32 protein-coding genes are annotated in these 22,442 nt (G+C 64.3%); 11 read left to right on the top strand and 21 right to left on the bottom strand.

Features of this window, described 5'->3' with window-relative positions:
• Positions 1-125: 125 nt before the first annotated feature.
• On the top strand, positions 126-689 hold the full coding sequence (locus tag XH89_RS21350; protein ID WP_194462406.1) for a bifunctional transcriptional activator/DNA repair enzyme AdaA: 564 nt from the start codon (positions 126-128) through the stop codon (positions 687-689).
• 4 nt (positions 690-693) lie between these two features.
• Here the strand turns inward: XH89_RS21350 and XH89_RS21355 are convergent, their stop codons facing one another.
• From XH89_RS21355 to XH89_RS21370, 4 genes are all read right to left on the bottom strand, one after another.
• Positions 694-894, bottom strand: a complete 201-nt coding sequence (locus tag XH89_RS21355) for a hypothetical protein (RefSeq protein WP_194468742.1) — start codon at positions 892-894, stop codon at positions 694-696.
• Between the two features lie 229 nt (positions 895-1,123).
• Positions 1,124-1,378: a hypothetical protein gene (locus tag XH89_RS21360; RefSeq protein ID WP_194462407.1), complete on the bottom strand. Its 255-nt coding sequence runs from the start codon at positions 1,376-1,378 to the stop codon at positions 1,124-1,126.
• A gap of 145 nt (positions 1,379-1,523) precedes the next feature.
• The gene (locus XH89_RS21365; RefSeq protein ID WP_246767576.1) at positions 1,524-1,703 is read right to left on the bottom strand and encodes a hypothetical protein; all 180 of its coding nucleotides are present in this window, start codon (positions 1,701-1,703) and stop codon (positions 1,524-1,526) included.
• Between the two features lie 91 nt (positions 1,704-1,794).
• Positions 1,795-1,959: a Flp family type IVb pilin gene (locus XH89_RS21370; protein ID WP_194468566.1), complete on the bottom strand. Its 165-nt coding sequence runs from the start codon at positions 1,957-1,959 to the stop codon at positions 1,795-1,797.
• A gap of 313 nt (positions 1,960-2,272) precedes the next feature.
• On the opposite strand from XH89_RS21370, the gene XH89_RS21375 reads away from it, so the two are divergent.
• Positions 2,273-3,610 (top strand): hypothetical protein, encoded by a 1,338-nt coding sequence (locus XH89_RS21375; RefSeq protein WP_194462408.1) that lies wholly within the window; start codon positions 2,273-2,275, stop codon positions 3,608-3,610.
• Between the two features lie 107 nt (positions 3,611-3,717).
• On the opposite strand, the gene pdxY is transcribed toward XH89_RS21375, so the two are convergent.
• The 3 genes from pdxY to XH89_RS21390 all read right to left on the bottom strand — a co-directional run bounded on the left by pdxY (position 3,718) and on the right by XH89_RS21390 (position 5,954).
• Entirely contained in the window at positions 3,718-4,530 is an 813-nt protein-coding gene (pdxY, locus tag XH89_RS21380) for a pyridoxal kinase (RefSeq protein ID WP_194462409.1), read from the bottom strand.
• Positions 4,531-4,577: 47 nt separating this feature from the next.
• On the bottom strand, positions 4,578-5,219 hold the full coding sequence (locus XH89_RS21385; RefSeq protein ID WP_194462410.1) for an FMN-binding negative transcriptional regulator: 642 nt from the start codon (positions 5,217-5,219) through the stop codon (positions 4,578-4,580).
• Between the two features lie 102 nt (positions 5,220-5,321).
• The gene (locus XH89_RS21390; RefSeq protein WP_194462411.1) at positions 5,322-5,954 is read right to left on the bottom strand and encodes a TetR family transcriptional regulator; all 633 of its coding nucleotides are present in this window, start codon (positions 5,952-5,954) and stop codon (positions 5,322-5,324) included.
• 97 nt (positions 5,955-6,051) lie between these two features.
• Between XH89_RS21390 and XH89_RS21395 the strand changes: the two genes are divergently transcribed.
• The 3 genes from XH89_RS21395 (at position 6,052) to XH89_RS21405 (ending at position 7,837) form a co-directional block, all read left to right on the top strand.
• A complete protein-coding gene (locus XH89_RS21395; protein ID WP_194462412.1) occupies positions 6,052-6,717 on the top strand; it encodes an O-methyltransferase in 666 nt (221 codons plus the stop codon).
• Positions 6,718-6,923: 206 nt separating this feature from the next.
• Positions 6,924-7,268, top strand: a complete 345-nt coding sequence (locus XH89_RS21400; RefSeq protein WP_194462413.1) for a multidrug efflux SMR transporter — start codon at positions 6,924-6,926, stop codon at positions 7,266-7,268.
• Positions 7,268-7,837, top strand: a complete 570-nt coding sequence (locus XH89_RS21405; protein WP_194462414.1) for a TetR/AcrR family transcriptional regulator — start codon at positions 7,268-7,270, stop codon at positions 7,835-7,837. Before XH89_RS21400 ends, XH89_RS21405 begins: the two co-directional genes overlap by 1 nt.
• Before the next feature lie 18 nt (positions 7,838-7,855).
• Here XH89_RS21405 and XH89_RS21410 read toward each other — a convergent pair whose 3' ends face one another.
• The 5 genes from XH89_RS21410 to XH89_RS21430 form a co-directional block, all read right to left on the bottom strand.
• Positions 7,856-8,164 carry a hypothetical protein gene (locus XH89_RS21410; RefSeq protein WP_246767896.1) on the bottom strand — a complete coding sequence of 103 codons (309 nt, stop codon included), beginning with the start codon at positions 8,162-8,164 and terminating at the stop codon, positions 7,856-7,858.
• A gap of 85 nt (positions 8,165-8,249) precedes the next feature.
• Positions 8,250-8,573: a hypothetical protein gene (locus XH89_RS41330; RefSeq protein WP_246767577.1), complete on the bottom strand. Its 324-nt coding sequence runs from the start codon at positions 8,571-8,573 to the stop codon at positions 8,250-8,252.
• A gap of 273 nt (positions 8,574-8,846) precedes the next feature.
• Positions 8,847-9,125, bottom strand: coding sequence for a hypothetical protein (locus XH89_RS21420; protein WP_194462415.1), 279 nt, complete (start codon positions 9,123-9,125; stop codon positions 8,847-8,849).
• A gap of 184 nt (positions 9,126-9,309) precedes the next feature.
• Complete coding sequence (locus XH89_RS21425) at positions 9,310-10,317, bottom strand: SH3 domain-containing protein (RefSeq protein ID WP_194462416.1); 1,008 nt, start codon at positions 10,315-10,317, stop codon at positions 9,310-9,312.
• 141 nt (positions 10,318-10,458) lie between these two features.
• The gene (locus tag XH89_RS21430) at positions 10,459-12,381 is read right to left on the bottom strand and encodes an FAD-binding monooxygenase (protein WP_194462417.1); all 1,923 of its coding nucleotides are present in this window, start codon (positions 12,379-12,381) and stop codon (positions 10,459-10,461) included.
• A gap of 103 nt (positions 12,382-12,484) precedes the next feature.
• Here XH89_RS21430 and XH89_RS21435 point away from each other — a divergent pair, with 103 nt between their 5' ends.
• On the top strand, positions 12,485-12,949 hold the full coding sequence (locus XH89_RS21435) for a MarR family winged helix-turn-helix transcriptional regulator (protein ID WP_194462418.1): 465 nt from the start codon (positions 12,485-12,487) through the stop codon (positions 12,947-12,949).
• Between the two features lie 159 nt (positions 12,950-13,108).
• Complete coding sequence (locus XH89_RS21440; RefSeq protein WP_194462419.1) at positions 13,109-13,540, top strand: hypothetical protein; 432 nt, start codon at positions 13,109-13,111, stop codon at positions 13,538-13,540.
• Here the strand turns inward: XH89_RS21440 and XH89_RS21445 are convergent.
• A complete protein-coding gene (locus XH89_RS21445) occupies positions 13,537-13,758 on the bottom strand; it encodes a hypothetical protein (RefSeq protein WP_194462420.1) in 222 nt (73 codons plus the stop codon). The two genes, XH89_RS21440 and XH89_RS21445, sit on opposite strands and share 4 nt — an antisense overlap.
• 156 nt (positions 13,759-13,914) lie before the next feature.
• Positions 13,915-14,511, bottom strand: coding sequence for a L,D-transpeptidase (locus tag XH89_RS21450; RefSeq protein ID WP_194468569.1), 597 nt, complete (start codon positions 14,509-14,511; stop codon positions 13,915-13,917).
• A gap of 339 nt (positions 14,512-14,850) precedes the next feature.
• On the opposite strand from XH89_RS21450, the gene XH89_RS21455 reads away from it, so the two are divergent.
• Positions 14,851-15,912 carry a hypothetical protein gene (locus XH89_RS21455; RefSeq protein ID WP_194462421.1) on the top strand — a complete coding sequence of 354 codons (1,062 nt, stop codon included), beginning with the start codon at positions 14,851-14,853 and terminating at the stop codon, positions 15,910-15,912.
• A gap of 367 nt (positions 15,913-16,279) precedes the next feature.
• Positions 16,280-16,510, top strand: a complete 231-nt coding sequence (locus tag XH89_RS21460; RefSeq protein WP_194462422.1) for a hypothetical protein — start codon at positions 16,280-16,282, stop codon at positions 16,508-16,510.
• Here the strand turns inward: XH89_RS21460 and XH89_RS21465 are convergent, their stop codons facing one another.
• On the bottom strand, positions 16,511-17,296 hold the full coding sequence (locus XH89_RS21465) for an SDR family NAD(P)-dependent oxidoreductase (RefSeq protein ID WP_194462423.1): 786 nt from the start codon (positions 17,294-17,296) through the stop codon (positions 16,511-16,513).
• Positions 17,297-17,424: 128 nt separating this feature from the next.
• On the opposite strand from XH89_RS21465, the gene XH89_RS21470 reads away from it, so the two are divergent.
• Both XH89_RS21470 and XH89_RS21475 read left to right on the top strand, forming a co-directional pair.
• Positions 17,425-17,817, top strand: coding sequence for a hypothetical protein (locus XH89_RS21470; RefSeq protein WP_194462424.1), 393 nt, complete (start codon positions 17,425-17,427; stop codon positions 17,815-17,817).
• 104 nt (positions 17,818-17,921) lie between these two features.
• The gene (locus tag XH89_RS21475; protein WP_194462425.1) at positions 17,922-18,170 is read left to right on the top strand and encodes a hypothetical protein; all 249 of its coding nucleotides are present in this window, start codon (positions 17,922-17,924) and stop codon (positions 18,168-18,170) included.
• A 75-nt stretch (positions 18,171-18,245) separates the two neighbouring features.
• Here the strand turns inward: XH89_RS21475 and XH89_RS21480 are convergent, their stop codons facing one another.
• From XH89_RS21480 to XH89_RS21505, 6 genes are all read right to left on the bottom strand, one after another.
• Positions 18,246-18,431: a hypothetical protein gene (locus tag XH89_RS21480; protein ID WP_194462426.1), complete on the bottom strand. Its 186-nt coding sequence runs from the start codon at positions 18,429-18,431 to the stop codon at positions 18,246-18,248.
• A 175-nt stretch (positions 18,432-18,606) separates the two neighbouring features.
• Positions 18,607-18,888 (bottom strand): cell division topological specificity factor MinE, encoded by a 282-nt coding sequence (gene minE / locus XH89_RS21485; protein WP_097660833.1) that lies wholly within the window; start codon positions 18,886-18,888, stop codon positions 18,607-18,609.
• Positions 18,885-19,700: a septum site-determining protein MinD gene (gene minD / locus XH89_RS21490; RefSeq protein ID WP_194462427.1), complete on the bottom strand. Its 816-nt coding sequence runs from the start codon at positions 19,698-19,700 to the stop codon at positions 18,885-18,887. Before minD ends, minE begins: the two co-directional genes overlap by 4 nt.
• A gap of 19 nt (positions 19,701-19,719) precedes the next feature.
• The gene (minC, locus tag XH89_RS21495; protein WP_194462428.1) at positions 19,720-20,418 is read right to left on the bottom strand and encodes a septum site-determining protein MinC; all 699 of its coding nucleotides are present in this window, start codon (positions 20,416-20,418) and stop codon (positions 19,720-19,722) included.
• 259 nt (positions 20,419-20,677) lie between these two features.
• Positions 20,678-21,766 (bottom strand): TRAP transporter substrate-binding protein, encoded by a 1,089-nt coding sequence (locus XH89_RS21500; RefSeq protein WP_194462429.1) that lies wholly within the window; start codon positions 21,764-21,766, stop codon positions 20,678-20,680.
• Positions 21,767-21,918: 152 nt separating this feature from the next.
• Positions 21,919-22,416 (bottom strand): MarR family winged helix-turn-helix transcriptional regulator, encoded by a 498-nt coding sequence (locus tag XH89_RS21505; protein ID WP_246767579.1) that lies wholly within the window; start codon positions 22,414-22,416, stop codon positions 21,919-21,921.
• Between the last annotated feature and the right edge of the window lie 26 nt (positions 22,417-22,442).

The following is a 22,442-nucleotide window of genomic DNA, read 5'->3' on the forward strand; positions in this document are numbered from 1 at the left end:
CTCCCTCGACTTGCATTGGCGTGAGGGCCGCGTTCTAGGCCGCGACGCATCATGCGGCTCGCCACAATCGGACTCGGTCATCCCCCAGCCCTTCCGTCCGCGCCGGCATGCGCTATCATTTGTCCATGCTGAGTTTCGAGACCTGCAACGCCGCGCGGCTGCGCCGTGATCCCGCCTATGACGGCCGCTTCTTCACGGCGGTGAAGACGACGGGGATCTATTGCCGTCCGGTGTGCCCGGCCAAACACCCGCTGACGCGCAACGTCGCCTATTATCCGACGGCAGCTGCGGCCGAGGCGGCCGGATTCAGGCCTTGCCTGCGTTGCCGGCCCGAGACCGCGCCGTTCTGTCCGGCCTGGAACGGCACGCGCTCGACCGTTGCACGCGCAGTGAAGCTCATCAATGCTGGCGCGCTCGACGAGGATAGCGTGGTAACGCTGGCCGCGCGGCTCGGCATCTCATCGCGCCATCTGGCGCGGCTGTTCGAGCGTCATGTCGGAGCGACGCCGCAGCAGCTTGCCAAGACGCTTCGCGTCCAGCGCGCCAAACGTCTGCTCGACGCCGGCGATCACACCATGACAGAGATTGCATTCCAGTCGGGCTTCGGCAGCCTGCGCCGTTTCAACGCCGCCTTCGCCGAACTCTATGGCCGTTCGCCATCGCGCCTGCGAGCTGTGCGGAGAGCGTAATCGCTCAGAAGAAGCCGGGACTGAGATCGAGCCCGTAGGTCAGGCTCAGCACGAATACGAACAGTGCGGCGGCAGCAAACAATGCAAGATGCCGGACGATGAACCGGCGCGGCGACGTGGCAACGACAACAGCTTTTAGCGCAACGGGCATAACAATCTCCATTTTCAAAAACGATTCTTGGCCGCCAATACGCGGCGCGCGCATCAAGCACCTTGATCGGCAGAACAACTGTTAAGGAGATCACACTCGCTCTCGGCCGCGGCACACAAGTCGCGCGTGACGAGACTTTTTCTGCCAATGGCTTCTCAGGCAGCGCATCAATGCACAACAAGAGATGGGCCGTGCGCGACACGCAAAAAAATGGCCGGGACAAGCCCGGCCATGACGTCGTGAAAGCCTCGGCGCCGATCCCTCGGCCCGGCGCGATCGCAGCTTAGCGGGCGGAGCCCGTGGTCACGTTCGCGGTCTTCACCTTGCGCGGCGTGAGCACGCTGACCTGGAGCGCCGTCACGCTGGTAGCGGGCGCCGTCACCTGCTGCTCGACATGGGCTGCGCCAAGCACGCTGACCTGCACGGGCGAGGCCGGAATGCCATTGGCCTCATAGGTCGGCAGTTCGGCGGCGAAGGTGGCAGTCGAGCCCGCAACAGCGAGAACAATGGCTGCGATCGACAAAGTCTTCTTGTTCATGGTGATGCTCCAAAGAGAAGTTCGGAGCCCATGTAAGCCTGATTTGCTGCGTTGCGACATGCATTGCCGCAACGCAACAACGCGCACTGCGCATGGCAATATGTTTAACGCGCCCAGTGGCTTGGAGGAATCCCGCCAAGGCGGATCACCCGCCCAGGACATTGCCCCAGCCGTCAAAAATGTAGGCTTTCCAGGCCACGGTTCCATCATCGCGCGCCTGGCTGGCCCGGCGATAATCATCAGCCTGATCCGCCGTCCAGGTGATGATCGTGCCGGAAACACGATCATGCAGGATGGCGGGCTCGGTGGGGTCGAAGGCGTCCATGGGGCGCAGCGAGGAATGCGTCATGGCCAAGCAACGCGGCCGGAACGGCAAAGTTGCCTCGATGTTTCAGGCAGAATGCCGCACGACGCCCTTACTTCAGCGCGGTCGCCAGCGATTGCAGCTTTGCGACAAGGTTATTGCCCAGCGCATAAATAATCTCGATGATCGCAAGCGCGATGCCTGCGGCGATCAAGCCGTATTCGATCGCGGTGGCACCGGATTCATCGGTCGCGAATTCAGACAAGAGCCATTTCAATTTCACAAGCATGTCCTTCCCAATTCTACCGGACGTTGCCGGCACGCGAGGAATGCCTCACCACAATCCAAGATTGAGTAAATCCGGAGCGTTCAATTTGATGCTCATCCGGAAGCTGATTCTGCCGGTTTTTCTCGCCTTGCATGGCCAGAACTGAACGGGAACCGGCGTTGCACTGAGGCAACACTGGTTTGAAAAGCCCATTTTGGGGAATATGCGCCATTGCACTGCCACATCGTCCCCCGAACAATGAAGGCGCCGCGTGCTTGGCTGTGCAATCTGGTTCGCTTGATGAACCTCGGAGGCAGGGATCATGAATGATCGGCGGTCTCTTCTTGTAGCGGTCTCATGCCCCTCGGCCGTGATGGTCGGCTGGCTAGCGCTCTCCCTCTCTGCCTATGCCCCGGCCCTGATCGAAAATAGTGGCGCCAACGCCGCCGCCGTCGCCCACGCCAAAGATCTCACGCACCTCGCGCTTGCCGGCATCCCGCGTGCGGCGACGATTGACGATGGCATCGCGCTGACTGCCGACATCGCGGCCGCCGCAGCGGCGTCCCCGAGCGTGGCGATGGTCGAAGCCCCCACGCCGGAGGCGCCCGCCCCCGCGATCAAGCTTGCCTCGGCCGATCCGACCGACATGGTGCCGCCTGCTGCGCCCGCGCCTCAGCTTGCGCCCGAACCCGCCCTCGTCGCGAGCGAAGCCGCTCAACCCGCTCCGGTCGCGAGTGAAGCTGCGGCCGAGCCGACGGCCGAACCCACCGTCAAGCTCGCATCCACCGATTCCGGCGACGTCGTGCCGCAGGACGCGCTGTCGCCCGCCGCTATCGCGAGCGGGCCGGTCGCCGAAAGCAAGGCATCACCCCCCGCCGACACCGTGGCCGTGCTCGACGAATGCTTCGTCATGGACGCCTGCATCGACCGCTATCTCTGGGCGCTCTATCAGCGCACGCCGAAGGAAGACTCGATCAAGGTCGAGGACCGCCGTGCCGTCACCATCAAGCGCAAGGGCAAGATGGTCACGGTGATGCGCAGCTTCACAAAACTCGTCGACGAGGATTTTGCCTGGAAGGATCCGAAGGCCGCCGACCATGCCAACATGCCGTTGATGGATTACGTCATCGGCGGCATGGACAAGGGCTTCAAGCAGAAGCTGTTTCGCATGCTGCTCGCGGCGGAAGAAGCTGGCCTCTCGCCCGGAATCACCAGCGCGTTCCGCGACGACTACCGTCAGGAGATTGCGAGCGGTTTGAAGGCGGCGTCCAACCGCTCCTATCACGGCGGTAGTCTTCGCGGCGGCTACGGTCACGGCATGGCCGCTGATATCGTCAGCACCCAGGGTAACAACCGTGCCCAGCGCTGGGCCTCGACAGAAGTGCTATGGAAGTGGGTCGATACGAACGGCAAGGCTCTCGGCATCGGCCGGCCCTATCTCGACCACGACCCGCCGCATGTCGGTCCGATCGACGGGCAGGAATATATCTCGAAGCGCGGCGTGGCGACCGACCGCAAGGACGCCGCCAACACCAGACCGAAGAAGACGCGCGTCGCGGCCAGCGCCAAGCAGCCGAAGGCACAAGGCTCGCGTGAGCCGAGGAGCTCGGCAAAGCCGCAGAAATCTGCGCAATCTATTGCGAAGAAGCGGGCGACGTGACCTAAAGCATGATCCGGAAAAGTGCGAAGCGGTTTTCCGAAAAGATCATGCTCAAACAATAACCTAAAGCGCGATGAGATTCATCCCAATCTCATCGCGCTTTGGTCTCACGTGCCTGATGTTGGTAACGGCACAAGACGCATCTCGGCAGATCCCGCCTGCTGGGTGCGAACGAGCACTGCAAAGATGGTCTCGACCGCAAGCCGCACCGCAGCCTCGACGGCCGTGCCCTTGGCGAGGTGCGCGGCGATCAAGCCGGTGAGGAGATCGCCGGTACCGTAGGGCCGGATCGGCAGAAGCGGCGTCGCAAAGCGCGACAATTGCCCATCCGCGCACAAATTCGTTTCCACCTGCCCCGCCGGCGTGTCGGTGAGCGTGCAACCGGTGGCGACGATGTCGATCCTGCGCGCCCCTGCAATCGCAGCCGCTGCAGCGCGCAGGCCATCTGTGTCTGCAATCTTGACGCCGGAAAGCAGCTCGAGCTCGAACTGGTTCGGCGTGATCAGGTGCGCTGCCGGCAATAGCCGATGCCGCACGACATCCAGAATGCCGTCGGCGACATAGACGCGACCGTCATCGCCGATGACGGGATCGCAGAGATAGACGAGCTTGGAATTGCGCGACAGCGCACGCTCGACGAAATTGGCGACGACGGCGGCGTTGTCGGGCGAACCGAGATAGCCGGTCACGAGCACGGCCGCCTCATCGACGAGATCGCGCTCCTCGACGCCTTTCAGCAGATCGGCAACCAGCTCGGCGTCAAGCACCCGTCCGCGCAAGGTCGGGTAGCGCGGATGGTTGGACAGCAGCGTCGTCGGCACGGCGGCGACGTTCACCCCCTCTGCCTGTATGGCGTGGACCGCCGCGCTGTTGCCAACATGGCCGTGGACCACCTGGCTTTGGATGGAGATGACGAGCATGCAGAGGTCCGTAAAAGCAATCGCGCCGCGGCGCAAGCGCAGCCCGATCACGAAATGTCGTAGTCGAGCCCAGGCCGTAATGCTTGCATCTTCCGCGCCAGCCGCCGGTGTCCGCTCTCCTCCGAGCGCACCAATTGACCGGCGACCACGACATGATCGGCGTCACTCTTGTGCTGATTGAGCTTGGCCTGCCCCTCGACCTGATCGACCACGAGCTCGACGACGCGGATCGCGGCCAGCATGCTGTCGCGCTTGCCCGGCTCCATTTGCGCCAGATCCCAGGGCCGCTTGGGCAGCCGCGCCTCGGCCGCCGCGAGCAGCGCATCGCCATGGCCGCGGTTCTCATCGTGCCCGCGCAGATGCGCCACGCCCGACAGGTGCACCGCCTCGTAGAGCCAGGTCGAGACGTTGTCGGGCGACGAATACCAATCATTGGAGATGTAGGCATCGTCGCCGGCGACGATCAGCAGGAAGCGCCTGACGCCGTCGGCAAGCTCAACCAGCGGATTCTTCGCCGTGAAGTGCATCTGCACGATCCTGCGCCCGTCGCGTTCGGCCAGCACGAACGGCACATGCGAAGCGCGCGGCCCTGTCGCATCCGCCGCCACGATCACGCCGAAGCCGCGCCGGCCCGCAAATTCCAGCGCGTGCTGCTCCTCGATGCGGAACTGGGGTCGAAGGACATGCATGGCGCAGCACCCGAGCGGAAGATGGGACGACGGAAGGCTACCCCATGATCCTACGGCCGGCGAAACGAAATTCAGCCGCAAACACGGATGCCAGAAATGACGTCAGCGTCGTGCCAGCTCATCGAGATAAGCGCAAAACATGTCGGCCAACCCGTCGGCATGACGCAAGATCTCCGCCTCGCTACGCGGCGTCTCCGAAAACCGCTTGCCGACCTCAGCCAGCGTCGTCTTGATCAGCTCCCCGGCGAGCTCGCGGGTTGCCTCCGAGGCCTTTGGCAGCGCCTCGCGCATGAAAACCGCGACGATGCCCTCGCCCGCCGCGCGCGCCTCCTGCGCCTCGGGCGCATCGCGATAGAGCGGCGCGGCATCGCTCAGCGCGCCGCGGATCGCGGCCTCCTCGCATTCGGAGCGAATGAAGGCGTGGACCAGTGCACGCAGCCGCGCCAGAGGCGGCTGCGTCCTATCAGCCAAAATGCCGCGCAGAAGCTCGCTCGTGCTGCGCCATTCGTCGCTTTGCAGGCGAAACAGGATCGCCGCCTTGTTCGGAAAATATTGGTAGAGCGATCCGACGCTGACCCCGGCCCTCTCCGCCACCCGCGCGGTGGTGAAGCGTTGTGCGCCCTCCTTCATCAGAACCTGAACCGCGGCATCGAGAATGGCCGCAACGAGCTCGCTGGAGCGGGCCTGTTGCGGCTGTTTTCGTGAGGAAACTGAACGACTTCGACGATCGGCCATAACGCTTCCGGGGTAATGCGAATAGGAAACGCGACGAATTAGTCGTATTTCAGTTCGCGCGCAAGCATGCGCTCTGCCGTGAACCTGGAGGCACCAAATGACCACCCCGACAATGACATCGCTTGCACCGCTGCTGGATCGTCTGTTCGACCGGGACGAAGCTGCTCGCGGCGCGCTGCGAGCCGCCTTCGCAGATGTGACCGACGCCGAGCGCACCCGCATGATGCAAAGCAAGACCGATTACCGCGACCTCTACGCACGCCTGAAGGACGCGCCGCTCGCCGTCTCGCGCGAGACGGGCCACCTGCTGTACATGCTGGCGCGCAGCTCTCGCGCCAGGACGATCGTCGAGTTCGGCACCTCGTTCGGCATCTCGGCGCTGCATTTGGCCGCAGCCTTGCGCGACAATGGCGGCGGCCGTCTCATCACCAGCGAGTTCGAGCCGTCCAAGGCGGCGCGGGCCCGAGACAATCTTACGGCCGGCGGCCTGATCGATCTCGTCGAGATCCGCGAAGGCGATGCGCTGAAGACGCTGAGCGCCGATCTGCCCGATCAGATCGACCTCGTGCTGCTCGACGGCGCCAAGGCGCTCTATCCTGAGATCCTCGATCTGGTCGAAGACCGTTTGAGGCCGGGCGCGATCATCGTGGCCGACAATGCGGACGACAGCCCCGATTATCTGGCGCGCGTGCGCGCAGCCGGAAGCGGCTATATGTCCACCCCCTTCGCAGAGGATGTCGAGCTGTCCGTGCGGATCAGTTAGGGCCGCATCGAACATATCGCACATCCTGGAGCCGCCGCACGATCCGTCGTGCGGCGGTTTTGTGCTGTCGACCGCGGAAATCCTGAGGGTTCGACTTGTCGCAGGCCCGTCACTGACACGTGATATTTGCTCCCGACAAAAGCCATGTTGTGCGCGCTGAACATACCTACCGCGCGGTATCTTTCTCGCGCACACTCGAGATCGCCATGACGTCCGCTTTCACCTCCTATGCCGCGCTTGCCCTCGCCATCGTGTTCGAAGTGACGGCTTCAGCCTTTTTGCAGCAGTCCGCGCAGTTCACGCGGCCGTGGCCGACGATGGCGATGGTGCTGTTCTACGTTGCCTCGTTCTACGCGCTGTCGGTGGCAATCCGGGCGATCCCCCTCAGCATCGCCTATGCGATCTGGGGCGGGGTCGGCATCATCCTGACCGCCACCGTGTCCTTCGTGCTGTTCCGCCAGATGCTGGACGCCGCGGCCTTCGTCGGCATCGGATTGATCGTCTCGGGCGTTTTGGTCATCAACCTGTTCTCGCAGACGACGGCTCATTGATGCCGGCAAGCGCCTACACCCGCGCCAAGCAGCCCGAGCAGGTGCGACGCGCCCTGCTCGACTGCGCGGCCGATATCGCCTTGGACCACGGCGTCTCCGGCATCACTGTGCAGGCCGTGGCAGCGGCGGCCGGCGTCACCAAGGGTGGGTTGTTCCATCATTTCGGAAGCAAGCAGGCACTCATCGAAGGCCTGTTCGCCGACCTGCTCGCCCGGGTCGATGCCGAGATTGACGCGGCCATCGAGGCGGATTCGAAACCGCGGGGCAGCTTCACCCGCGCTTATGTGAATGCGGTATTCACCGGCAAGGCCTTCGGCTTCGCCACGCCGTGGGCGGCGCTGAGCATGGTGGTGGTCACTGATCCGTCGCTGCGCAAGCTCTGGAACGACTGGATGAAGGCACGCCTAAAACGCCACCGCACCACCGATGCGGCGCCAGAGCTCCAGATCGTGCGTCTCGCCGCCGACGGCGCCTGGCTGTCCTTCGTCACCACGGGACAGACACGCATGAACGCCGACTTGCGCGCCGTCCACGACCGCCTGATCGAACAGACCTATCGGCGCGCCTGACCAGAGCCGGATCGGCGCCTACTGGCTCTGCGCAGGCTTGGGCGGACGCGATTTGGACCGGGATGGCTTTGCGCCAGGCTTGGCCGCAGCGGCGGGAGGCGGCGTATCGACCGAGACCAGATAGGCCGCAAGCGCCTTGGCACTATCGGAACTGGTCGAATAGTGATCCGCCAAGAACCAGGAGAGCGTCAGGCTCATGCGTCCCTTCGCGAGCCCCCGGGGGCTGCGATGACAGGCCGTGCAACCGTCAGCAAAGAGCTTCTCCGGCGACTTGCCGGCATCGAGATTTTGCGCGGAGGCGAGCGGCGCCGTCAGCGCCACGGCAATGGTCCCAAGAATCACCAGAGGCGCGAGGAGTTCGCGCCCCGGTCGAAATAGCGATCTCAATGTCGTCCCCTAGCCCGTCCTGCGATCACGCTGCCAGCAACCGATCGAACTCCGGCGGCGCATAGGCCTTGCCGTCCTGATCGGTGATGACGACCCGCCATCCTTCGCTCGCCCAAACCTTCGCCTTCGCCACGATGAGCAATCGGCTCTCGCGGGCAAAACTGTACTTCTCGTTGTCGCGTTCTGCGACCATCTTATAGGCCAATGCGCATCCCCTTGCGTTGCCCTGCACCCGCCTCGTCGTGGCAGCGGGCTTTGGCGGCAATTCGCCGGGAGCGTGGCAATTTGGTGCCGGCCGCGGCAGCATTGTGCCGATGACGACTCCCGTCGGGCGACGAAGGTCGATCATGCGTCATCCGGAATGCGATTCTGCTAGCCGGGAGCTTGGTGGCCGTCATGCCTGGCGCCGCGCAGACCTGCGCCGCGCTATCCGGCCTGCACCGAGGTCTACACCATCGACGACAGCACGATCGACTGTGCCTTCACGTCGATGGCGCAATGTGCCGCGACCGCCTCCGGGCAGCCCGAGCCAATGCTATGCCAACCCCCATGCGGTCCAGAGCCGCCAGCCGGACTCCGGCCCATCGCCGCCGCGACGGAACCGATTGCGTCCGGGATGCGCTCAGTGGACGCGGATCACATGTGGCCGACCGAGATCTATCAGACCCTGCACGGCCGACAGGCGATCGTCCAGGGCAGCAATGGTGAGCAACAAATTGTTGCGACGCTCGTCGAGCATACCCATCTCGGCGCCGGTGAGCTTCTTGCTCGTCCGCTCCTTGTGGATGCCGTCGAGAGATTTGCGCAAGCCGGCGATCAGGCCGGTCAGTTGCTTGGCCTCTTTGGTCATCGACTTCTTCGCGACATTTTGGCGGCGCGACTCCGCCTGGCTCTGTCTCATCGTCATCATCCTCCCGTAGCCCCGCTGCCCCGAGTGGATGCTTACAGCTTTGAATAGACATCTTACGATCAATGAAATCTGCGGGCGAAGAACTTTCTTAAATTGTACGCGCACGGAACCCGAGCCGGCCCAAAAAGAAAGCCCGGCACGAAGGCCGGGCTTTCGTTGGCAAATTCTAGTGTTTCTAGTGTTTCTCGTGGCCGCCGGGTGCGCCGCCACCGTGCGGAGCTGCGGCATTGACGTGCGGAGCACCGCCACCACCGCCGCCGGGATGCGCCATCGCAGGTGCGGGTGCGGCCGCGCGCGGCGCCGGCATCTGCGCATGCGCATTCATCGGTGCGCCATGGCTGACATTCGGCTGAGCGACGTGCGGCATCGCGGGCCGAGCCGCCGGCGCAGCTGACATGCGCGGCGCTTCATGTGCACGGGCCATCGGTTGCGCGCGCGCCGCGGCTCGGGCAGCAGTCGGCTCGTGCATCATGCGCGCCTGCGCATCGCGGGGATTGCGCCCCTGCACGGCGGTCCGCTCATGCGCGATGCGCTCGCTCCGCCCGGCGCCGGTCCGGTCCGCCGTCACCGCAGCGTCGCGCTTCGTAATGGCAGCGTCACGCTTCGTGATGGCGGCGTCACGCCGTGCGGTCGCAGCATCCCGCCCGGAGATTGCGGCGGCACCGTTGACATTGCTCTTGCCACGAATGCCTTCGCGCTCCAGCGCGACTGCTGCGTCATGCGTCGCCGCGCGACCGATGCGAGCAGCGCGCGGATCAACCGTTATCTGCGTCGCGAAACGCTCGTGCGACGTCCAGTAGCTGTCCCAGTAAGCATGGCGGCGATACCAGGGACGTCCCTCGTAGTAGCTCGACCAGTACGAACTCAACACGAAGGGAACGACCGGCACGTCAATCTCGTCGACATAGTCGGGAAGATAGACGTAGTGATTGCGGTAGAGATATTCGAGATATTGCGACGACACCCAGCCGCGGTCGTCGGAGAAGCTCACGTCGCACCAGGCATCGCCGCGAAGGCAACCATGGATGTTGACGCGGGCGCCCTCGGGGATGCGATCGACCAGGGGAAAGCCGGCACCCGGACCGGCGCGCAGGCCGGTCGAGACGGTGACGATGCCAGGCGCGGCCAATGCGGCCGTCGGGGCGAGCAGCAGTGCTGCAACTAAAGCGGTTCTCAGTCTCATGGCGAAATCCTCCTCTGAGAGGCGGAACGCGCGAACGGAATAAAGCGTTCCGCTCGCGAGCGTCGTATCAGCCAAAAGATTGAGAGACGCGCCGTGCACCGAGTTCGATATTCATCCGCCATTCATCGGCGGAGCAAAACCTTAGTTCACTTGCAGCATGAAGCCGTCGAAATATGCCGCGAGCGCGGCAAAATCGTCGAGCGGCAGCACCTGCGCGACGTACTGATCCGGCCGCACCACAACCATGCAGCCGGCCTTCCGATCGATGCCGCGCAGCGGGAAAACGTCCTGGCCGCCCTTGAGGTCCGGACAGAACATCTTTTCGTAATCGAGCAGACCGTAACGCCCCTTGCGCGGCAACAGCAGCGCAGGCATCGCCTCGATCGCGAGCGCGCGATGGTCCTGCTGAAACACCGCACGTAGATCGATCAAGGAATCGATATCGGCGCCGGAGGGCGTGTAGCGCCGAAGCGGGGATTCCCGGGCGTCAGTCAGGAAATTGCATAGCGCCCGAATGGCGGAGCCGGACGCGGCCGGATCTTCCGGGCCTGAGAACGCATAGACCCGAAAGCGTCCGTCAGCTTGCGCCGCGTGGCCAAGATGCACCGGCTTGGCGTCTCCAAGCCGTATCACCGGCGCGGAATGGAAACGCTTGCCAATGACGAATCCTTGCGCGAGATGCTGGTGCGAGGCTGCGCCGGTCAGGATTGACGGCGTGTAATGCGTCGCTGTCCCTGCGGTGTAGCGACCGTGCCTGACAAAATAGTCCTGCGTCTTGGCGGCGTCAGCGCCGCCGGCCTTGGCCGCGGAGGCCAGGATCCCCGCCCACTCGCGATCGAAATCGATCAGCTCCTTGGCGACCGCCTGCCGTTCGGCCGAATAGGAATGCAGCAGGCTTGGCGCGCACTGCTTGCGCAGCACAGCGGCGAGCTTCCAGCCGAGATTGAAGGCATCCTGCATCGAGACATTCATGCCCTGCCCAGCCTTCGGGCTATGGGTGTGACAGGCATCGCCGGCGATGAAGATGCGCGGGAGCCGCATCGTGATCTCGGCTTCCGGCACGTCGTCGAACTTGTCGGTCAGGCGCTGGCCGATCTCGTAGACCGACCACCAAGCGATCTCCTTCACCTCGAGCGTATGCGGCTTCAGGATTCGCTGCGCTTTCGCGATCACGTCTTCAGCCGTGATGTTGCGGTTGGCGACGCGCTCGCCGACATCGAGCTTTGCCAGTTCGACATAGATGCGAACCATGTAGCCGCCTTCGCGCGGGATGATCAGCAGGCTGCCGTCCTTCGCCGACTGGATCAGGCTCTTGAAACGAATGTCCGGAAAATCGGTCACCGCCAGCACGTCCATCACGCCCCAGGCGTGGTTGGCGGAATCGCCATGCAGCTCGCGGCCGATCGATTTGCGCACCGTGCTGCGCGCGCCGTCGCAGCCGACGACATAGCGCGCCTTGATGGTCTCGACCTTGCTCTCATCAGCGCCATCGACACCCTGCAGGCGCACCGTCACGGCAGGATCGGCGGGATCCGCGGCCGTATCGATCTGGAGGTCGAGCAGGCGCCGTCCATAATAGGGCTCGAGCTTGGCCGGCGATTTCCGCATGACATCGAGAAAGCCGTCATGGATCCGGGCCTGGTTGAGGATGACGTGGGGGAATTCCGACAGCCCGTCCTCGACGTCCTGTACGCGGCCGCTGCGAACGATCCTCTCCGGCATGCGCTCGTCAGGCTTCCAAAACGTCGTCTCGTTGACCCAATAGGCCTCCTTCAGCACGCGCTCGCTGAAGCCGAAGGCGTGAAACATCTCCATGGTGCGGCAAGCGATGCCGTCAGCCTGGCCGACCGTGAGCCGGCCGGGCTTCTGCTCGACGATGCAGGTCTTGATGTCGGCGAATTGCGCGAGCTGGGCGGCGAGCGTCAAACCGGCGGGTCCGCAACCGACGATGAGGACATCGACCTCGCCGGGCACGGCGCCGACAGCGCCTGCGGCCTGAACGCGATCGGCCGGATCGGCGATCTCGGGATCGCCCGGCTGGAATCCATTGAGATGGAATTGCATGGGCCTCACTCCCATTGATGCCTCGTTTGATATTGATCAGTATGCTGACTATCAGTATACTTGTCAATCATCACCCGCCGGCCCTGCGCTCGAGGAGAATTCGGTGAAAGAGAACAACGACATGCCCGGCCATCTGGCGCGGCGGTTCCAGCAGATTGCGGTTGCGGTGTTTCTGGCCGAAGTCGGCGACGCCGGCTTCGATCTCACCCCCGTGCAATACGCAGCGCTTGCGACCATCAAGACCAATCCGGGCCTGGATCAGGCGACGCTCGCAGGTCTGATCGCCTACGACCGCACCACCATCACCGGCGTGATCGATCGTCTGGTCCAGAAAGGCCTGATCGAACGCCGCGCCAGTCCCCGCGACCGCCGCGCCCGTGAGCTCGAGATCACCAACGATGGCCGCCATACGCTGCGCAGGATCACGCCGGCGGTCGAGTCCGCCCAGCGCGTGATGCTGCGGGGCCTCACTGCCAAGGAGGGCGAGGAATTGATGCGGCTGCTTCGCAAGGCCATCGCGGCCGGCAATGAGCTCAGCCGCGCCCCGCTACGCCAGTCGCAGGCCTAGAGCATGATAGTCCGAGCGCACCCGCGTCATACGCCAGAGCCCGTATTTCTATCAGTAGATGTCGCAGATCCGCGAAACCTGTAGCTAACCTTCGACTGTTAGGGTCGGTGATATTCTGCGCTTAACGCGCCATTAACTTTGCCGGCTCGGGAGTTTCGGATGTTCAGGTTCACCATTGCAGCCGCCGCCGTCGCGCTCTCGACCGTGCCTGCACTCGCCAACGGCCATGGCGACGATGCTCCTGCTCCGCCGAAGCCCGAGGCGACGACGGCACCGGCGAAAGTGGTCCTGACCAAGCAGGGTCCCAAGCTGGTCGATCTCAAGGGCATGACGCTCTACACTTACGAGCGCGACACCAACGGCAAGAGCTCGAACTGCAACGGCAAATGTACCGAGAGCTGGGTGCCGCTGGCCGCGACCGCCGACGCCAAGGCCGTCGGCGACTTCACCGTGATCAGCCGCAACGACGGCAGCAAGATGTGGGCGTATCGCTACCGCCCGCTCTACACTTCGCCGGCCGACAAGGCGCCGGGCGATGCCAATGGCAACGCCACGACGCTGCAATGGCGCGTGGCTCGGCCTGAAAACTAAGGCGCAAACGGCGCGCGTCCGTCACCACGCGGCGCCCCGGCGAGCTTGGCGTGGGCCGTGGCATCGACCGCGGCGTAATTCACCTCCGGATTCCAGGTCAGCGCGACATACAGGACCAGGCCGGCCAAAATCGATCCGTAGAAACCAAGCGTGGCCAAACGCCACTTGCGCACGATGCGACGATCGTTCTCGTCCAATTGATCAATGAATTTTTGCATGATGCCTCCAATGGCAACGAGCCATTGGGGCATAGCGCATGTGCAGCAGAACGCGTGTGAAGCAATTCACCTTGGCAGCGGCCGGGCCGCAATCGGCGCAGTCCCGTCATTCAAGCTTTGGTGATGGAGTTGACGTGACAGGACAGGTCGGCTGCTTCACCCGCGCCAGCTCGGCCCCGTCTCGATCTGCGCGCTTTGCCCGGGCGGCAGCACCACCACGGTCGCGTTGAGCTTCACCCGGTCGAACAGATCGATCACATCCTCGTTGCGCATCCGGATGCAGCCCGATGAGATCGCCTGCCCGATATATTCCGGCTGGTTGGTGCCGTGGATGCGGTAGAGCGTGTCCTTGTTGCCGACATAGAGATAGATGCCCCGCGCGCCCAGCGGATTGGCCGGACCACCGGCCACGCGCGCCGGATACGGCCCGAGCCGCGCCTGGATTTCTGCCGTCGGCACCCAGTCCGGCCATTCCGCGAGGCGGCCGACGCGCGCAACGCCCGAGAAGGCCATCGCCTCCTCGCCGACCGCGACGCCATAGCGGATCGCCTTCCCATCGGGCAGCACGTAGTAGAGGTAGCGCGCATCCGTATCGACCAGGATGGTGCCCGGCAGCTCCTTGCGCGGATAATCGACAATGTGGCGGAGATATTGCTCGGGTATGCTGGCCTGGGCGTAAGGCGTGTGCGTCAGCAACTGCCGGTCGCGCGGCGTCATGCTCGCGTCGGTCGACGGCGACAAGGTCGCCTGCATGCAGCCGCCGAGCGGCAGCAAGGCGGCAACGAGAACTGCGATTGAGAATCTTGGCACCGCCGGCCCCCGATAGCGGATAGCAGCGCCCCCAGCATCGCCAGATGCTGCCCAAATCGTGCTCAAAACAAGGCAGCGCGGAACAATTGCGCGTGTTTGGCGGGCCGGGTTCCATCACCACATCTGGCAGAAGACCGTCGCAGTCTCTCCATCGCCTCGCCTTGCTTTGGTCAAACCCGGCTGGACTCGTGCGCCATCGGGCCAATCTGACCAGACTTGGATGGGGCCATTAACTGATCGGCTCGCGCCAATGCGGACGACCAACGCTTCAAAGGAGCTGCGATGCTCGCGACGCTGAACAGTCGGCAAATCGTCGATGAGATCGTGAAGGACACGGTCAAGGACAACGATCCGCACGACGCGATCCAGATTTCGCCCGAGGTGGTGCGGGCCTCGCGCCCCAGCAGCGAGGCGCCGACGCTTGCGCCGGAGCTTACGATCCGTCCGGAGCCGAAATTCGCGCCGGAGCCGAAAGTGACGATGGAGCCGAAGTTCAGCTTGGTATTGGAGCCGCAAGCCGCCAAACCCCAAGCAGTTACGCCTCAGACAGTTACGCCCCAAGCAGCTGCGCCTTCAGTCGACACCGCCGTGCGCGTGACAGCGAGTGACGATCACGTCAGGCCAAAGCGATCGGCCGCCGGCAAGTGGTTGCGCGGCGCGTTCGTCACGTTCCTGTTCGCTGGCGGCAGCGCCGCCGCGACCATCGCCTGGGAGAAGCACGGCGATACCGCGACGCAGATGCTCGCCCAATGGACACCGGCCCTGGCCTCGCTGCTGCCGTCGACGTCGACATCGCAGACAGCGCCGGTCGCCGCAGCGCAGGCCGCTCCACCTGCCGCGCAGCAGGATCAGACCGCCGATTCAACTGCGCCCCCGCCCGCCGCGCCGGTTGCCACCGCCGCTGCCGCACCTGCCGCGACGCAAGCCGATGCTGCCTCATCGGCGGAATCGATGACGCGCGACATTGCCGCGATGGCGCTGCAGATCGAGCAGCTCAAGGCGAGCATCGCCGAGTTGAAGGCCGGCCAGGAGCAGATGGTCCGTGAGATGGCGAAGCCGCCCGCGCCCAAGCCCGTGGCTGAAGTCAAGCCGGTCAGTCCGCCCGCGCGCGCATCCGCGCTCGCGCCGCGCGCTCCGGCGCCGCTGCCGCCACCGGCTCGCAAACCCAAGCCGGTCGTGTCGCGCACCTACATGCCCGCCTACTCGCCCCCGCCGATCGCACCTCCGCCACCGCCGTCGCAAGCTGCCGCGGTCCCGCCGCCAGCGGCACCGCCGGTCGCAACGACGCAAGCCGTTGCCGATGATGACGGGCCTGTCGTGCGTCCGCCGATGCCGGTGCACTAGAGCTGCACCACACGACAACGCAAACTGTCCGACTCGACGTGACGCGTTGAGTCCGTGCAACTACGGTGATGTGTCGATAGGCGCAAAGAGAAAAGGCCGTCGGGATCTATGCCGCCGGCCTTCTCTTGCAGCTGCCGGTTCCCGGAGCCCGGTTCTGCTGCAATTCCATGCCTTATGATCATGCTGACATATTTAATTAAGTCTTAAGGCGCCCGGATGTTGCACATCATTTCTCCGCCATAAGCACAGAGATTGCGCGCGCCGTTCATTCGATAGATATCGACTCAGTGGTATGATCCAGCATGTTCTGAAGACTTGCGTTGAAGGCTTCTTTTGAGACTTTGGGTCGTCACACCGGGGAATTCGGATGCCTTATTACTCCTTCGATCTCGTTGACGGTGAAGAGTTCAAGAACCAGGGCGGAATCATCCTCGAAGATATCGAGGTCGCCTCCGATCGCGCCGTGCAGCTCGCCTGCGAGCTGTCACAGGTGAAGCCTGAGTTGCAGCGAAAGGGTTGCGCGGTGCGCGTGACCGATCGCGATCACAACGAGGTCTATCGCACGCCGCTCGATCCCGTGCCGGTCTGGCAGCGCTAGCTACTCGTCGAGAGCAGGCGGATCGAACCAGTTCGTCAGCGACAATCCGCCGTCGACGACGAAGGCTGCGCCGGTGACGTAGCCGGAAAGCTTGTTCGACAGCACGGTGAGTGCGACAGGCACGAGGTCGCTGGCCTCGCCGAGCCGGCCGAGCGGAATGTGCCGCGCCAGCGAGGGGTCGGCGACAAATCCGCCGGCCGCGATCGCACCGGGCACCAGCGCGTTGACGCGGATGTCGTGACGGCCAAACGTCTTCGCGAGCTCCTTCACCAGCATCGCCATTCCCGCCTTCGCGGTCGAATAATGCGGCAGGTTGCGCGCCGTGCCGGCATGCAGTGACGTGAGAAACAGGAACGAGCCCGATCGCTTCGCCGCGATCAACCGTTTTGCGATCTCGCGCGCCAGATGAAAGCCGGCATCGAGATTGACGGCGTGCATCTCCTGCCAGGTCCGGCGGTCGACCGCGAGCGCGTGATCGGCTTCGCGCCGTGGCGGAGAGGCGCTGTGCACGAAATGCGTGACCTCGCCGAGCGCTGCGTCGGCGGCCGCAAGCAATTCGTCGCACGCCTCCAGCCTGGCGAGATCGCCGATCCAGGGCAGCGCCAGATCAGGCCGCTTGCTCGCGCCGATGGCGGCCTTCACCCGCTCCGCGCTCACATCGGCAAACAACGTGCGTACACCCTCGCCGACCAGGCCCAGCGCGATGGCGCGGCCGATGCCGTTGCCGGCACCGGTGACGAGCGCCCTGTCGCGTTCGGGATCGAACGGCGTGCTGAACAGGCTCATGGCGCTCTCCGGACCCTGGGACGACTCAGTCTAACGCGCCGCGCGAACGGGCGACAATCGGCCCCGGCGACCATTGCGGAGCGGCCCGCCGGACGCTAGCCTCTGCAAAAAACGAGGAGGACCCAAGGATGCGCTACCCCTTCCTGATGGCAGGCCTGTTGCTGATCGCAGCTCCCGCCCAGGCGGCTGACGACCACACCCGCTCGACCTATGTGACGATGGTCTTGCAGGCCTTTGCCGCCAAGGTCGAATGCCCTGGCACCGATGTCGTCTATCAGGATCTGGTGCAGAAGGCGCAGCAGATGCAGCTTCCTGACGGCACCACCGAGCAGGTGCGTAAAGCGATTGCCTGGATGCACACCGGCGGCAAGATGGGCGAGAAGCAGGCCGACGACATCATGGCGGAGGTTGCGGTCGCGACCCAGATGACCGACCTCGACCAACGCCGGCTCGGCATGAGCAATTGGTGCGAAAAACAGAAGACCAGCCTCGCCGGCATGATCCGCAGCAAGGGCGGCTAGGTCCATTCGCGCCTCGTTAAGGACGCCGGGACGGAACCGCCGTCCTGGCCCATAATCGTCACATTCGTGGCGAGCATGCAGGCGTCTTCAAACTGGAGAACCCCATGCGGATCATCAATCTCGTCTTCGTCGGCGCGCTCGTGGCGAGCGCCGCGCTGGCAGCGCCAGCGCTGGCGAGGAATGCCGATGCCCAGAAGGGCGAGGACAAGGCAACCTCCTCATCCTGCAGCGCCTACCAGCAGGCGGCGGACGGATCGTGGGAGCAGCTCCCCTGCAAGGAGACCGGCGAACGTGCGCAGCCGCAAACCCAGCACAAGCCGGTGACGCGGGGCACCGAGCAGGGCGAGCGTTAGGCCTAACCAGGCCACCCGCCGGCTCGCGGCGGCATTTGGCCTGGCAGGGCATCGAAACGCAGACAGCCGAGCGGGTCAGCTCTGGTGCGGCCCGCGCATGATCTTCATGGCGTCAGCGATGTGGCGCCACTCCTTGGCCTCATCTGCATCGCCGCGGCCTTCGCAGGCCTGGGCTTGCTCGGCGGCCTTCGCAATTGCAGCGAAACCATGCCGTTCCAGCATCTGCCGGGCGACGGTATGAACCTGGACCTCCGACATCATGGGCGCTTCTCCCGGTTTGGCGATCCCGCGGCGCTTGGCTCACGCAGGTACCTCACAACGATTGAACCTCAGCCCTCGTTCCGTAGCGTCCATGTCAACACGCAGAAGGCGGCCCGCTATGCCCAGCGGACCGCCTTCTCACCCACCCCACATGGAACGCCGTTGGCCGCGTCCCCTACGCGACCGCCACTTTCTTGCGCTCGAAATCGTTGGGCACCTCGATATCGACCTCGAGGGTCGAGACCTCGTCGCCGCGCTCGAGCCGCACGATGACCTTGGTCGGATCCAGCATCACATGCTTGGAGACGACAGCCAAAATTTCCTCACGCAGCACACCGAGCAGATCGGGTTGGCCACGCATTCCGCGTTCATGGGCCAGCAGGATCTGCAACCGTTCACGTGCGACGGGTGCAGACGCCTTGTTGCCGCGGAGAAGCCGGAGCAGACCCATGCTCATGCAGCCCTCCGTCGCAGCAGTCGATCCATGAAACCCTTGCGCTCGGTCGGCACCTGCATGGCGACGGTCTCGCCGCACAGCCGCTTCGCCGCATCGATATAGGCTCGCGCCGGTGCGCCTTCGGCGTTCGAGAGCGTCACCGGCGTGCCGACGTTGGAGGCCTTCAGCACGTCCTGGCTCTCCGGGATGATGCCGAGCAAGGGCGTTGCAAGGATTTCGAGGATGTCGTCGATGGTCAGCATCTCGCCGCGCGCGGCCCGCGAGGCGTCGTAGCGGGTGATGAGAATGTGCTTCTCGACGCGCTCGCCCTTCTCTGCCCGCACGGTCTTGGAATCGAGCATGCCGATGATGCGATCGGAATCGCGCACCGAGGAGACTTCGGGGTTGGTGACGATCACGGCCTCGTCGGCAAAGCGCATTGCCATGGAGGCGCCGCGCTCGATCCCGGCCGGGCTGTCGCAGATCACCCAGTCGAAGCGGCTGCGCAAGTCGGCAATCACCGTGCCGACGCCCTCTTCCGTCAGCGCGTCCTTGTCGCGGGTTTGCGAGGCCGGCAGCAGCCAGAGATTCTCCAGCCGCTTGTCCTTGATCAGGGCCTGCGGCAGCTTTGCCACGCCCTGCACCACGTTGATGAGGTCGAACACCACGCGGCGTTCGGCGCCCATCACGAGGTCGAGATTGCGCAGGCCGACGTCGAAATCGACGACGACGACCTTGTCGCCGCGCTGCGCCAGCGCAGCCCCCAATGCGGCGGTCGTCGTGGTCTTGCCGACGCCCCCCTTGCCTGATGTCACGACCAGTACCTTGGCCATCTCAAATATCTCCTTCTGGTCAGTTCAGCGCGGTAATTCGCATGGTGTTGCCCTGCAGCCAGGCCTGGGCCGGCCGGCCGCGAAGAGCGGCGTCGATGTCGTCGGCGGTCTGATAAAACCCATCGATTGCAAGCAGTTCGGCCTCGATCTTCTGGCAATAGATGCGCGCGCTGGTGTGACCGTTCACACCAGCCATGGCGCGGCCGCGCAGCGCGCCGTAGATGTGGATGGAGCCGCCGGCGACGACCTCGGCTCCGGAGCCGACCGACCCCAGAATGGTGACGTCGCCTTCGGGGAAAATTACGGTCTGGCCGGAGCGCACGGGATTTTCGAGAAGCAGCGAGGTCGGCTTGGCCTCGGCCTTGGCCTCCGGTTTTCTCGGAGCGGTCGGCTCGATCACGCAGCTGCGGCCGCCCGAGAGCAGCGGCGGCATCATCGGCGTCAACCGGCCCTCCTCCACGCCCTCGATGCCGAGCACCCGGATATTGCGGTCCTGCAGGCTGGTGAGCAGATGGCCGATGCCGGCCTGGCTGAGATCGACCGAAGACAGGTCGATCACCACGGGCCGACCGGCAAAGAAGCCGGGCGAGCGGGCGATGGTGGCGTCGATCTCCTGGAGCCAGTCCTGGATCGGAACCGTCGGCACGAACACGAAGGCCACATAGGAGCGCCCGCGTAGGCGCACCATCTGGCGTTGGACTTTTGCTGCAGCCTCCATAGCGGCCGACTCGTTCCCTGTTATTGAATGGTTAACGATGCCGTCGATATGGTTAATGGTCGGTTAATTTCTCCGTTGGGTTACGTGGGATGGCGCCGCCCCTGCGTGTCCCGGACAAGCTGCAACGCACCTGCGTTGCGGCGCAGAGCCGGAACCCAGAGGCGACACGGTACGCGCCGATCGATTGGACCCCGGCTCAGCAGCGCACCGTCGAAGAGACGCTGCGCTGCGTCCGGGGCACGAGAGTGCAGAGCTTCGCTCAGCCCTTGCGCATCTTGCTGAGAAGATAGTTGTCGTAAAAATTCTCCGCGATCTGCGTGTAGAAAAGCAGCTCCTTTCGATACGCGTCGTGGCTGTCCTTGGTGCGCTTGAACAGATCGCTCTTGGCGGCGAGCTCGCTCAGATGCTCCTGGGTCGCGCTGTAGCACGCCTCCATCACGGCTTGCGGGAATGCCTTCAGCTCCGCGCCGCCGGCGATCAACCGCTTCAAGGCTGCCGGATTCACGCTGTCGTACTTCTCCAGCATCCAGGCGCCCGCAGCGGCCGCAGCCTGGTTGACGACCGCCTGGTATTGCTTCGGCAAGCTCGTCCACTTCTCGTCATTGACGACCATGTGCAGCATCGCGCCGCCTTCCCACCAGCCGGGGAAGTAGTAGTATTTTGCGACTTTCTGGAAGCCGAGCTTCTCGTCGTCATAGGGGCCGACGAACTCGACTGCGTCGATCGTGCCCTTCTCCAGCGCCGGGTAGATGTCGCCGCCCGCGATCTGCTGCGGGACGACGCCGAGCCGTGCCAGCACATGGCCGCCCATGCCGGCGATGCGGAATTTGAGGCCCTTGAGATCGTCGACGGTCTTGATCTCCTTGCGAAACCAGCCACCCATCTGGGTGCCGGAGTTGCCGCAGAGGATGGCGTGCGCCTTGAACGGTTTCAGTGCCTCGTTGGCGAGGTCGGCACCACCACCAAAGTACCACCAGGATTCCTGGTGACGATGGTTCATGCCGAATGGTGCGCCGGTGGCGTAGGCCAGCGCCGGCTCCTTGCCGATGTAGAAATAGAGCGGCGTCTGCGCCATTTCGACGGTGGCGACGCTGACGGCATCGAGCGCCTGCAGACCGGGGACGATCTCGCCGGCCGCAAAGGTCTGGATCTGGAATTTGTTGTCGGTGGCCTCGGCAACATATTTCGCAAAGGTCTGCGCGGTGCCGTAGATGGTATCGAGCGACTTCGGGAAGCTCGAGGTCAGGCGCCATTTGATCTCGGGCGCGCTCTGCGCGATCGCAGGAGCAGCCACCAGCGTCGTCGCGCCGGCGACCGCGCCACCCCTGAGGAATGTACGGCGTTTCATGATCAGGTCTCTCCCTTGAGTCAGGCTTGAATTGGATGGCGTAAGCCACGGTCTTCGCGGACCGTTTGCCCGTTCCGGTCATGCAGTTCAAGTCATGCTAAAGGAGGGGCGATCTGCCAAATCAGACAGCCGCGGCATGGCGCCGCGTGGGCTCAGGCGTCCTCGACAAAGCTCGACAGCGCCTGCCGCAATTCCCTGTAGGCTCGCGGACCGATCTTGGCCGCGAGCGCCTTGTCGCTTGCAGCGGCCGCCGGCCTCAGCCGGCTCAGCAGCGCTACGCCGGCCTCCGTCAGGTAAAGCACGTAGTAGCGGCGGTTGATCGCCGATGCCGTGCGCCGCACCAGGCCACGGCCTTCGAGATGGTCCACCAGCCGGCCGAGCCCGGCCCGCTCGATCGACAGCAATTGCGCGACCGCGAGCTGATTGACGCCGGGATTGGCGTCGATCACGCACAGCACGGAAAATTGGGCCGGACTGATCTCGAAAGCCGCAAGCTGCCGGCTGAACTCCCTGAAGATCCAGAGCTGCGCCCGGCGGATGGAGTAACCGAGCAACTGCGACAGATCTCCCAGCGCAAGCGGCTTCGCTCGAACCGGCTTTGCACCAGGCGCGGCGCGCGGCGCCGATCGCGACGGCTTTGTCGCACCCACTGAACGCTGCGGTCGCTGGGCGGCAC

This window comes from Bradyrhizobium sp. CCBAU 53340 (assembly GCF_015291645.1).
Lineage (GTDB): Bacteria > Pseudomonadota > Alphaproteobacteria > Rhizobiales > Xanthobacteraceae > Bradyrhizobium.